Here is a 12202-nt window from a genome sequence, read left to right on the forward strand (position 1 = left end):
AGTAGGTCAGGCTTTCACGCAAATGCCGTCAAAAATCAGATTACAGACCGCATCCTGCATCGAACTGATTTCTGCGGGGTCGTTCATGTCCACGTTAAACAGATTCATGATTGTTGGCTGGGCGCAGAACGGTTGCGCGCACAGCGACATTATCAAATTGACCAGAATATGAACCGGTTGGTCCCGGAACTGGCCCCGAGCGATGCCGGCCTCGATGCAATCGGCAAAAACCTTGAACCCTTCGCTCAGGAATTCGTCGCACAGCCAGTCCAGCCTCTCGCCCTTCGATACGCCTTCAATCATCACAAGGCGGGTGAACCGCGTGTCCCGTGCGCTTACGATCAGGAACTTTCGGATCAAAACCCGAAGGCGTGAGGAAGGATCTAGATCGACCAACTCAGGCGCGTTTAGCTGCATCTGCCGCCCCCGTTCCTTCATATTGTGCTCGATCGCCGCCTTCCAGATGTCCAGCTTCGATCCAAAATGATAGTGGATCATGGACTGCGCCACGCCCGAGTCTCTGGCGATCTCGGTGGTGGAAACGCCATCATACCCGCGCAAGGAAAAAAGGGTCAGGGCATTCTCAAGAAGTTCGACAAAAGTGGAACGGCGCGCCGCAGAGGCTTTGGCGGTTGGCCGGCCCGGGCGTTTTTTGGAAGTAGGTGCCTGTTTTTTTGGTTTTGCAGTCACTTTCCAGCCCTGTCCCCTGATCCGCATTTCGGTACATGTATGTGCCACAACGGGGGGCTTGCCGCAACTTCATACGTCATGGTCGGATGGGCGGCGCCAGACCAGAGTGATCCGGTATCTGGCGCCGCTGTCAGTTTTATTGCTGAAGCGTACCAAGCGTGTTCATGACATGGTCCAGAACTTCTTGTTGCTCTGCACTTGCCGCGCCCCAATTTACCCGGGCTTCTTCGAATATATCGGCAGCCTTATCAATTTCTGCTTGATCCAGATTCACAAAGGTTTTGCCTTCGGCTTCCTGTGTTTGCCGATCCGCCATCTCTGCTGCATCAAAGGTTTCTCCGTTAAAGCGGGCAAAGTTCTCGCCCATGTGTTTCTCGAACGCCGCTTTGGCCGGATCCGGTAAGGCGTTCCAGGTTGCTTCATTGATTGGCAGCATCAGTGCGAATGCACCAAAGGTAACATCGGTAAGGTAATATGGTGTAACCTGGTGCGACCGAAACGCCGACCCTGCCGCGAAATCGAATGCGACCGCGTCGACGGTCCCGCGGCTCAACCCTTCAGCGACTTCCGGCGCGCGCAGGTTTGAAATCGGCGTCGCCCCCAACGCCTTCACGGCTTCGGTCTGGGCCGCACTGGCCGATCGAATTCTCATACCGTTGAGATCATTCAATGATCCTATGGGCTTGGTCGAATGCAGTGTTTGCGGGAAAGTGGTGCCAAGCCCGACAACCACGACGCCTTCGGGCTTTGGCAGCAATCCGTCTGCGTAAGCGCGCCATAAGGCAACACTGGCCGTGCTGGAGTTTTCGGCGACGCCTGGAATTTCGGTGACCCCATATGCGTCAAGTTCGCCAGGTGTATAGGATGGAATGACAAAGGCCATGTCAGCCACGCCGTCAGTGACCAGTTTCAGTTGCTCTACGGGGCTGCGGCCCAACGCGCCGCTGGGAAAGAACTTGTATTCCAGCGTGCCTTCGCTGTCTGCAACCACTTGATCCAGGAACGGGACAAGTACCTTTGAGTTGAACAGACCTGTTGGCGGTGAAAAGCTGGCGACTTTCAGGGTTACCGTATCCTGCGCCGATGCTCCTGAGCCTATCAGAGCAGCCCCGGCCAGGGCGCAGATACTGCGGATGAGGTTTCTGTAGTTCATCATAGTTCCTTCCTGTTGGATTGGGCGGTGACGCCTGCGATGCAGTATATCACAAATATTGGTAGATCGAACAATTAATTATTACGCAGTTGGAAAGTCGCTTATTCACGCGGTGTATATCAGGTTTCGGCAAAGGCCCGCGCTGCATATCTGGTAGGTTTCAAAGCACTTTGGGTTTGTCAGAACAGCCCGCAAAGCAGTCGGATATGCGGTCGTTCATCCGGCACAAGACCAAGATTGCCCGACATTGGCCAAGCGTCGGGATTAACATTCTTCGTAAGTGCAAACCGCACAGAAGCGTACGCTGCGTTCCGAGGTATTTTCGACCCTAGTGCCGCGCAAATAACATCTGAAAAATAAACTACTTTGAGACTAAGCTCTCACTACTGAAAGAAAACAGGCTTCAAAGCCCCGAATGGAATCAGGTGCCAAGCGCAAACCGCACTTGGCACCTGATCTGCACCCGAACTCGGTTTTGAGGACTCCACCCCAGAACACTCATTCGGGCCGGCTGGGCGAATTAACTCATAACCGGGTCATGACGACCCATCACCACTACAGCCCCGCCAAAGCATAGAACTTAAAGGCAACTCGCTAAGCTTTTTGCCATGTTTCGAATAAGCTGCGGATAAAGATCCGATCCCGGCTCAAGATCCGCGCCAAGCGGGTCAATCACGCTTGTATTAGCATCGGTTCCATCCAGCACGGTATCGACAATTCCCGGGTTGAACTGGGGTTCGGTCAGCACGCAATCGACGCCTTCTTCGCGAATGCGCCCTTGTATCTCAGCAATCCTTGCTGGGCTGGGATCAGACGCGTCGCTGAGTGAAATTGCCCCAGATGCAGGAAAGTCGAACGAGTCCTCGAAATACTGATAGGCATCGTGGAACACGATAAAGCTGCCTCCGCGCACCGGTTCAAGGGTCTCGGCCACTTCGGCGGACAAAGCGTCCATCTCGGCGCGCGCTGCCGCGGCATTGGCAAAATACGCTCCGGCATTATCAGTATCAGCCGCGGAAAGTTGCGCAGCGATCACATTCAGCCATGTGCTGGCATTATCCACTGACAACCAGGCGTGAGGGTCATGTTCTCCATGCGCGTGTGCATGGTCATCATGGTCATGGCCATCTTCATCCGCATGATCGTCATGGTCATGTTCTGCATGTTCTTCATGATCGTGGTCGTCATCATGTGCATGCTCATCGTGGGCATCATCGTGATCGTCATCATGCGCGTGCTCATCGTGTTCATGGTCGTGATCATCTTCTTCTGCGTGTTCATCGCCATGATCATGATCATCGTGGTCCGCGTGATCCTCATGATCATCGTGGTCCTCATGATCGTCATCACCATGGCCATGAGCCTCGAACAGAGCGTTCTCGCGGAAGTCCAGCAAAACCGTCCCGTCTGTTTCCAGAAGAGTGGTTACAGTTGCACCTTCTGCCAGAGTGTCAATCGCACCTTCCATCCAGGGGGTCAGGTCTTCGCCCAGCCAGAACACTATATCGGCCTCTTGCAGCGCTGCTGCTTCGGACGGGCGCAGGTTGTATTCATGCGGAGAAGCGCCGGGCTGAATGACCAGTTTCGGCGCCCCAACACCATCCATGACACGTGCAACCAAAGAGTGGACGGGAGCTATGTCGACTGCCACATTGGGGGCATCCGCAAGTGCAGTTCCCCCCATCAGCGCCGCAGTGATCGAAACAGGTAGAAGCTTTCTGGACATCGGACTCTCTGTGTGATTTTATAACATTGCGAGCCACATATATGATATGAAATAACATGACAAGAGAAACGAGCCCCGTGCCCGCTGATGAGGCGGCTCCGGTCGGGTTCCACAAACATGACCATGCAGTCTGCGTTGAATCGGCCCTTGCTGCGGCCGAAACACGATGCCGCGACGAAGGTCTGCGCCTGACCCCTGTTCGGCGCAAGGTTTTTGAAATGTTGCTGCAAGAACACCGCGCGCTTGGCGCATACGCCATTCTCGATCGGTTGCGCGAAGCCGGGTATGGCTCGCAGCCACCAGTGGCTTATCGTGCGCTCGATTTTTTGGTCGCGAACGGGTTTGTTCACAAAATTGAGCGCCTGAATGCGTTTGTGGCCTGCGCACATCCCGGCTCGGCGCATTCGCCGGCTTTCATGATCTGCCGTCTGTGTGATGCCGTGGCCGAGGCGCAATCTGCACCAGCCAAAGGTGCATTGGGGGCCGCCGCGCGATCCGTTGGGTTCGAGATCGAACGAACGGTGGTTGAGGCCGAAGGTATCTGCCCCGACTGCAGCGAAAAGGCCTGAAGATGACTCTTGTGGCTGTCGAGGGTGTCAGCGTCAGCTATGGCGCAAACACGGTTTTGCGTCATGTCGACATGGCTATTGAACCGGGTGAGATCGTAACAATTGTCGGGCCGAATGGTTCGGGCAAAACAAGTCTGTTGCGAGCGATCATAGGGGCGACCAAACCTGCTGTGGGCCAAATCGCTTTAAAACCCGGGCTCAGGATCGGGTATGTCCCGCAAAAGCTGCATATCGACCCGACCCTGCCGATCTCGGTTGAACGTTTCATGCGCCTTACTCATCCCGTTTCGCGCAAGGACTGTGCGCGCGCGTTGGAAGCAGCGGGTGTCCCGGACTTGTTGAAACGGCAGATGTCCCAATTGTCCGGCGGGCAGTTTCAGCGCGTGCTGCTGGCGCGAGCACTGATCAATCGGCCCGAGATTCTATTGCTGGACGAAGCAACGCAAGGGCTCGACCAGCCCGGCTCTGCTGCGTTTTATCGTCAAATCGAAGCGGTGCGTGGCGAAACTGGCTGCGCGGTGCTGATGATCAGTCACGAACTTCACGTGGTCATGAGCGCATCTGATCGGGTGATCTGCCTGAACGGGCACGTCTGCTGTGAAGGATCACCCGCTGTTGTGGCCTCGGCTCCGGAGTACCGGGCGCTGTTTGGCACCGGAACGGGTGGGGCGCTGGCGCTGTATCGACATGATCACGATCACCATCACGACCATGATCACGGCTCAAACTCTCAGGAAGCAGCGGAATAATGCTGGATGATTTCATGACGCGAGCCACGCTCGCAGGTGTCGGCGTGGCGTTTGCTGCTGCTCCGTTAGGGTGTTTCGTCGTATGGCGGCGGATGGCTTACTTCGGAGATGCGACCGCACACGCTGCGATCCTTGGCGTGGCCCTTTCGCTTACCTTTCAGATATCCGTTTTCACCGGCGCGCTGGCGGTTGCTTTGGCCATGGCTATAACTGTGACGTTTCTGGCAGGGCGCGGCTATGCGATGGACACCCTGCTGGGGGTCCTGGCACATTCCGCACTGGCTTTCGGCCTTGTTGCGGTGTCGTTTCTGTCAGGCGTGCGTATCGACCTGATGGCCTATCTGTTCGGGGACATCCTGGCTGTTTCACGTTCTGATCTGCTGGTGATCTGGGGCGGGGCGGCTTTGGTCGTGGCGCTGATCGCGTGGCGCTGGTCACAGCTTTTGACCGCTACGCTGAACGAAGAACTGGCCTATGCCAGTGGGTATGATCCAAAGCGAGAACAATTGGTTCTGACCTTATCCTTGGCCGTGACGGTCGCCGTTGCGATCAAGGTGGTTGGGGTACTGCTGATCGCCGCACTGCTGATCATTCCTGCAGCAGCAGCCCGCAGCCTGGCCAGATCGCCGGAGTCTATGGCGCTGATCGCGGCAGCCATTGGCGCGATTTCAGCTGTTGCAGGCCTGCGAGCCGCCTACGTGCTCGACACCCCAGCAGGTCCGTCGATTGTTTGTGTGGCGGCCGTTCTCTTCGCATGTCTCAGCCTGATCGGATGGCAGAGTCAGCGTGGATCGTAACTGTTGGGCGCTACCATACTGGTTCAGGTAAAAAATTCTGAAATGAGATGCAATTTGGAATATTCTTCTTGAATGTGTGGTGGTCAATTCGAAGTAAACCCCATATCTAAAGCGCTACGACTCCATCAGGCAGAAAAAAGTCCCGTGTTCGACCTACCGGCGCAGCGTGCGCACCTCTCTGAAAAGTACGACCTCACCCCGTCGCCCGAGCTTGCCGCAAGCATGAGCGACATTTACGATCGCATGTCGCGGGTCGTGTCCCCGGCGGATTGGGCAATCTTTGCGCCGTATGTGAAGGCAATCAACGACCTGAAGGCCGAAAGAAACGCGGTCATTCTGGGCCATAACTACATGACGCCCGAGATTTATCACGGCATTTCGGATTTCGGCGGCGACAGCCTGCAACTTGCGATCAAGGCGACCGAGGTTGAGGCGGATGTGATCGTGCAGTGCGGCGTGCATTTCATGGCCGAGACGTCCAAAATCCTTAGCCCGGAAAAGACCGTGCTGATGCCGGATATGGAGGCGGGTTGTTCGCTGGCGGAATCGATCACCGCCGAAGGGATCGAAGAAATGCGCCGTCGCTACCCCGGCGCGCCTGTGGTTACGTATGTGAACACCACAGCAGAGGTCAAAGCAGCCTCGGATATCTGTTGCACCTCGTCGAACGCGGCCCAGATCGTGGCCGCGCAGGACAGTCACACAGTTATCATGACCCCGGATCAGTACCTTGCGCAGAATGTGGCGCGCGATGTGCCGCAAAAGAATGTGGTCTGGTGGGAGGGTTCGTGCATCGTTCATGAACAATACAGCGCCACCGATCTGCGCGATTTCCGCGAATGGAACCCGGGCACGCGCCTGATCGCACACCCGGAATGCCCCCCTGATGTGGTGGCCGAGGCTGACTTCTCGGGATCGACCAGCGGGATCATCAAGTACGTCACTGACGAAAAGCCGGAAAAGGCGCTGCTGATCACCGAATGCTCGATGGCCTCGAATATCGCCGATGCGTTGCCCGAGGTCGAGTTTGTCGGACCTTGCAATATGTGCCCCTACATGAAGAAGATTACGCTGGAGAAGGTGCTGTTTTCGTTGGATACCATGACGGGTCAGGTCGAAGTGGACGCCGATATTGCCGCCAAGGCCCGCCTTTCGGTTCAGCGCATGATTGATCTGTCGCGCCAGTTGGGCATCTGACGGAGACGATGGGTACTGTCACCACTCCTCGCGTTGTCATCATCGGCGCAGGCCTGGCGGCGGTCTACGCCGCGCTGAAACTTGCCCCGCGCCCGGTTGTGATGATCTCTCCCGAAGCTTTGGGCTCTGGGGCCAGTTCGGTTTGGGCGCAGGGTGGGGTGGCTGCCGCCATGGCACCAACCGACAGTACCGATTCCCATGCGGATGACACGATGCGCGCCGGGGCAGGGTCGGTCTTGCGCGAGGTGGCTGAGTTCGTGACACGCGCAGCACCCGGTCATGTATTGGACCTGTCCGATCTGGGAACGGGTTTTGATCGCACCGAGGACGGAGGATTTGTCCAGTCCCGCGAGGCAGCCCATTCCGCAGCGCGCGTTGTACGAGTCAAAGGGGATCAGGCTGGTGCAGAGATCATGCGAGCGCTGATCGCCGCGTTGCGCGAAACTCCGTCAATTCAGGTTATCGAAGGAGCAATTGCCGTTGGGTTGAACAGTGACGGTCACCGCGTTGACGGCGTTCATCTGGCCTCGGTCGATGCTCCAGACGCCGCTCCAATTCTACTAAAGGGGGCGGCCCATATTCTGGCGACCGGTGGCTCGGCTGGTCTTTTCGCGCAGACCACAAATCCTGCTCGCATCCGGGGGCAGGGGATTGGCATGGCGGCCCGCGCCGGCGCCAAAATCGCTGATGCAGAGTTTGTGCAGTTTCATCCCACTGCCATTGACGTGGGTGAGGATCCAACACCCCTGGCAACCGAGGCCTTGCGCGGCGAAGGTGCCAGTCTGATCGACAAAGCTGGCCGACGGTTCATGCCCGATATCCATCCGGATGCGGAACTCGCCCCGCGCGATGTGGTTGCCCGCGCGGTGTACCTGCAAACACAGGCAGACCAACGGCCTGCATTGGATACGCGCACAGCTATCGGTGCCGAGATTGGATCTCAGTTTCCGACAGTGACAATGGCCTGTGTTCGCAACGGTGTGGATCCGGTGTCGCAACCCATCCCTGTTGTCGCGTCCGCGCACTATCATATGGGCGGTGTAGCAACAGACATGACAGGGCGCAGTTCATTGGCTGGTCTTTGGGTTTGCGGAGAGGCAGCCTCAACCGGGTTGCACGGAGCCAACCGGCTGGCGTCAAACGGGCTGCTGGAGGCGCTGGTTTTTGCCCGCGCGTGCGCTCGCGATATTGCTGGCGCGATCCCTCAGACCGACGCTCCAAAGATAGAAATCTGTTTGAACACAGGCGGTTCGACAGCCGATGCAAATGCTGTGGCCGCGTTGCGGCGGACCATGACAGATAATGTAGGCGTAGTCCGGGACCATGCCGGGTTGTGTTACGCCCTGACAGAAATCGCGCGACTGGAAGCCGATAATGCTGGTTCTGCAACCTTCCTCAACATGGCCGCGACCGCTACTCTGATTGCAGCCGCAGCGCTTGACCGCAAAGAAAGCCGCGGCGCGCATTACCGATCCGACTTTCCACTAGCCACCCCCGGCCCTGGCCTGCGTTCGAGCATGACGCTGGTCGAAGCGTTGGAACTGCGGAAGGCTGTCGCAAAGGAACTTACATGAGTGTATCTGCATTGCCCAACCTGATCCTTGAACCTTTGGTTCGATCAGCGCTGATGGAGGATCTGGGATCCAATGGGGATGTAACTACGCTGACCGTTGTCCCCACGGATACCACCTATTGCGCGAAGCTGAACGCGCGTGAAGAGGCTGTGGTGTCCGGTCTGCAGGTGGCTCAACTGGCTTTCAAACTGGTGGATCCGACACTTCAAATCACTTCACACCTGTATGATGGGCAGCGCTGCGCAAAGGGTGATACGTTGATGGAGATCAGGGGCAGCGCAGCCTCGATCCTGTCAGGCGAACGGGTCGCGTTGAATTTCGCAGGGCGTCTGAGCGGGGTGGCGACCGCGACGGCGGGATTAGTGGCAGAAACGGCTGGAACCAGGGCCCGCATCACCTGTACCCGCAAAACCACGCCCGGGCTGCGCATTGTCGAAAAGCAGGCGGTGCTGCACGGTGGCGGGTTTAATCACAGGTTCTCTCTGTCCGATGCGATCCTGATCAAAGACAATCACATTGCCGCCGCCGGAGGTGTGCGTGCGGTGCTTGAAGCCACAAAAGCCCGGGCCTCACACATGATGAAGGTTGAGATTGAAGTCGACCGGCTGGATCAGTTGACCGAGGTGCTTGAGGTCGGCGGCGCTGACGTGGTGCTGCTGGACAATATGTCACCGGATATGCTGTCTGAAGCGGTGGCAATGGTTGATGGCCGTTTGGTGACTGAGGCTTCGGGCAACGTTACCTGCGAAACCGTGGCGGCCATTGCCGCGACGGGTGTCGACTATATCTCTTCCGGTGCGCTGACCCATTCTTATCGGACAATCGATCTGGGTTTGGATTTCTGATCGCGCAGCGGTTAGTTCAATCCTTTTTGGATTTATGCCCGGATTGTTTGCCCGAACCTTTATGTTTCTTACCGCTCCGTTGTGTGGCGACATGCACGGTCATTCCGGCCTTTTTCAACGTGGGAAGAAATGTGTCCGGCGGGGGCGCATCAAGCACCAGATCGGTCACCTGATCGAACCGGCAGGCCACATTGGCCGCCCGCTCACCAAATTTCGTATGATCCGTAGCCACAATCATGCGTTTGGTGTTGTTGCGCACCGCGCGTGTCAGTTCAGCCTCCAGCGGGTTTGAGGCAAGAACGCCACCGGCCAAAGACAACGCATCGGCCCCGCAGATTACCGCGTCATAGCTGTATTGAACTGCAAGCGCTTCTGCTGCACGGCCAAAACTGCCACGTTCGGCCCGGATCACCTCACCCCCAGCCAGAATAGCGCGGGTGCCGTTGTGGTCGGCCAGTGACGCAACCACGGACAGAGAGTTGCTGACAACGGTCAGGTTATGCAGATCGCGCAGCTGCTCTGCCACATGAGTCATTGTCGAGCCCACGGTAATGAACAACACCATGTCATCATCCAGTATCCGGCGGACCTGCTTGGCGATCTGCGTCTTCTCGGCAGCGTTGTGTTCCAGCGCGCCCGAAAACATCGGTGTGTCCTGCGCGCGCGAAAGGTAGGTGCCGCCGTGTACCCGCTCAACCATGCTTTCACGCGCCAGCGCTTTGACCAGACGCCGGACCGTTTCTTCCGACACGTCCATAACCTGCGCGATTTGCGTGTTACGGGCCGATCCACCCAAACGCGCCAGAACGTCCAGTAATTCGCGCCCGCGGTGAGGGATGTTGCTGCTGTCGTCGCTCATTTCGGAATTCCGTCTTGGTGCCACCCGTAAACCCACAAAAACGTAATAGTTTTGTGACAGTTTTGCGAACGCTGCCAAAGATTCATCAGAAATCCCGTAATTTGGCGCGGTTGGCGGACAAAAAATCCACCTAACGCACTCTATTTCGTTTCGGCCGTATGTTGTTCACCAATCCTGGGCATGTCTTCGATTAGGCGCGTCTCTAGCAATTGTCCGTTGCGATAGAGGATGGGATAGGCCACTGCCGCTATGTGGCTGTTGAATTCCCGGAACGCCCGCAATGTTTCCAGATGGATGTCGCTGGTCTCAAAGCTTTCAGTTTTGCCATGCTGCAATCGCCTGAGATGCCGTTTACGGCTATCCCTCTCGGCCCGCTTGATCTCGGTCTTTTCCAGGCTCAGCAGGCGGGCGCTTTCCAGATCGTCAGAAATCAACACATTTGAGGCGAGTTTGAGATTGGCCAGAATACTCTCATGCATCTCAACCAGTTCAGCCCACCCGTCTTTCGAGAATGAGGCTCCTTTCTTGCGCATGTCGCTGGCCAAAACGGTCAGGCGCTTGGCCACCACGTCACCGGCGGTCTCGAGCCGGATTGCGTACTCCATCAGGTCGCGCGCGACTTTGGCGTTCTCTTTGCCGAACGCGTCCGCCGGAATTGCCGCAACAAAGCTACGGATGCCGGACAAACACTCGTTCACTTCGTCATCCATATCGCGTACGGCGCGGATCTGTTCTTTGTCGCCTGATCGGTACAGTTCCAACGTGGGCCGGAACATGGCATCGATCAGATCACTCATCCGCAGCAACTCGCGCTTGAGGCTGGATAGCGCCTGCGCAGGTGTGCCGATCAGGCTTGTGTCCAACGCGCTGAGGGGGCGACCTGGCAGAGCATGAGCTTCGGAACTCTGAGGTTCCGGCAGCAACCGCTCAAACAAGGCGTTCAGGCGACCACAGAAGGGCAGGGCCAGAACCAAAAGCGTTGCGTTAAAGGCCAGATGCGCATTGACCAGCATCTGTCCACCCTGCAAGTCACCCAAAACGCCAGACCGCAGGGCCAGATTTGCGGCGAATAGAGTAACCACGGCCCATGTGCCGCGCAGAGCAAGGTTGGCGAAGGGTATGCGCCGTGCCGTAATATCCATACCGCGCGTCAGCCAGACCGGAATGAAGGCCGATCCGAAGTTTGCGCCTAACACCAAGGATAGTCCCGCAGCAAATGGGATGGCCCCGATTTGCACCAGCGTCACACACATAAGGATTGCCGCCACAGAAGAATGCATCACAAACGCCAAAGCCCCGCCCACCAAAAAGGCGGTGATATAATCCTGCGCGAGATAATCGGCGATTGCGGGCAAGAAGGCGCTGCCGCGGATCGGGTCCATCGCCTCACGCAGAAACCGTAATGATATAAGAATAAAGGCGATGCCCATCAGGATGCGCCCCATCTGGCGGGGTTTCTTGGCCTCGGCCTTGACGAACAGGTAGCCGCCGATGGCCAGAAGCATCGGCACCAGCCAATCCAGTTTGAACGACAGGATCTGAATGATCAGGGCCGAACCCAGGTCTCCGCCCAACACAATGGCCAGCCCGGCGGGAAAGCTCAGCAACCCTCCGGCGGCAAAGCCCGATGTCAGCAACGCAACTGCCGCCGAACTTTGCAAAACCATCGCCATCACCAGACCCACAAGGCTGGCCTGCGCATAGCTGTGCTGCCGCGTCATGATCCGTTGAAACGAGGCGCCATAGCTGCGTTCAATCCCGGTGCGCACCATGCGAACTGCATAAAGCAGCAGCATTGTCGCCCCCGCCAGACTTATGAGAAAACTGACAATTGCCATGAATCCCCCCTTGCACCAGTCGCCCGGCCTTGCAGCATGGGCACTTCATGTTCCAAAATCATCCCGACATAATCGCGCTAAAACCAACATTAGCAAGATAAAGCGGTCAAATATATTTCACTATGTGTTTTTTTGTGGATATTTCTGAGTTGTCACGCTTTTCCTATAGGGATCAGTTGTAACGATTCAGCCGAAATGGCAGGCA

11 protein-coding genes are annotated in these 12202 nt (G+C 57.0%); 6 read left to right on the forward strand and 5 right to left on the reverse strand.

The features are described from left to right. Positions 1 to 6 precede the first annotated feature (6 nt). From ACP0GE_RS02920 to ACP0GE_RS02930, 3 genes are all read right to left on the reverse strand, one after another. Positions 7 to 690, reverse strand: a complete 684-nt coding sequence (locus ACP0GE_RS02920) for a TetR/AcrR family transcriptional regulator (protein ID WP_424830503.1) — start codon at positions 688 to 690, stop codon at positions 7 to 9. 136 nt (positions 691 to 826) lie between these two features. Next, positions 827 to 1846: a TRAP transporter substrate-binding protein gene (locus tag ACP0GE_RS02925; RefSeq protein ID WP_424830504.1), complete on the reverse strand. Its 1020-nt coding sequence runs from the start codon at positions 1844 to 1846 to the stop codon at positions 827 to 829. 577 nt (positions 1847 to 2423) lie between these two features. After that, positions 2424 to 3569, reverse strand: a complete 1146-nt coding sequence (locus ACP0GE_RS02930) for a zinc ABC transporter substrate-binding protein (RefSeq protein WP_424830505.1) — start codon at positions 3567 to 3569, stop codon at positions 2424 to 2426. Between the two features lie 56 nt (positions 3570 to 3625). On the opposite strand from ACP0GE_RS02930, the gene ACP0GE_RS02935 reads away from it, so the two are divergent. The 6 genes from ACP0GE_RS02935 to nadC all read left to right on the forward strand — a co-directional run bounded on the left by ACP0GE_RS02935 (position 3626) and on the right by nadC (position 9300). Further along, positions 3626 to 4138: a transcriptional repressor gene (locus tag ACP0GE_RS02935; RefSeq protein WP_424830506.1), complete on the forward strand. Its 513-nt coding sequence runs from the start codon at positions 3626 to 3628 to the stop codon at positions 4136 to 4138. Between the two features lie 2 nt (positions 4139 to 4140). Further along, positions 4141 to 4887, forward strand: a complete 747-nt coding sequence (locus tag ACP0GE_RS02940; RefSeq protein ID WP_424830507.1) for an ATP-binding cassette domain-containing protein — start codon at positions 4141 to 4143, stop codon at positions 4885 to 4887. Further along, entirely contained in the window at positions 4887 to 5684 is a 798-nt protein-coding gene (locus ACP0GE_RS02945) for an iron chelate uptake ABC transporter family permease subunit (RefSeq protein ID WP_424830508.1), read from the forward strand. Before ACP0GE_RS02940 ends, ACP0GE_RS02945 begins: the two co-directional genes overlap by 1 nt. Positions 5685 to 5828: 144 nt before the next feature. After that, positions 5829 to 6881: a quinolinate synthase NadA gene (gene nadA, locus ACP0GE_RS02950; RefSeq protein WP_424830509.1), complete on the forward strand. Its 1053-nt coding sequence runs from the start codon at positions 5829 to 5831 to the stop codon at positions 6879 to 6881. Positions 6882 to 6889: 8 nt separating this feature from the next. Next, positions 6890 to 8455: an L-aspartate oxidase gene (locus ACP0GE_RS02955; protein WP_424830510.1), complete on the forward strand. Its 1566-nt coding sequence runs from the start codon at positions 6890 to 6892 to the stop codon at positions 8453 to 8455. After that, positions 8452 to 9300, forward strand: coding sequence for a carboxylating nicotinate-nucleotide diphosphorylase (gene nadC, locus ACP0GE_RS02960; protein ID WP_424830511.1), 849 nt, complete (start codon positions 8452 to 8454; stop codon positions 9298 to 9300). Before ACP0GE_RS02955 ends, nadC begins: the two co-directional genes overlap by 4 nt. A gap of 16 nt (positions 9301 to 9316) precedes the next feature. On the opposite strand, the gene ACP0GE_RS02965 is transcribed toward nadC, so the two are convergent. Beyond that, positions 9317 to 10159, reverse strand: a complete 843-nt coding sequence (locus tag ACP0GE_RS02965; RefSeq protein WP_424830512.1) for a DeoR/GlpR family DNA-binding transcription regulator — start codon at positions 10157 to 10159, stop codon at positions 9317 to 9319. A gap of 140 nt (positions 10160 to 10299) precedes the next feature. Then, positions 10300 to 11997 (reverse strand): Na/Pi cotransporter family protein, encoded by a 1698-nt coding sequence (locus ACP0GE_RS02970; protein ID WP_424830513.1) that lies wholly within the window; start codon positions 11995 to 11997, stop codon positions 10300 to 10302. Positions 11998 to 12202: the final 205 nt, after the last annotated feature.

This window comes from Ruegeria sp. (genome assembly GCF_965243365.1).
In the GTDB taxonomy this organism is placed as follows: Bacteria; Pseudomonadota; Alphaproteobacteria; order Rhodobacterales; family Rhodobacteraceae; genus Ruegeria.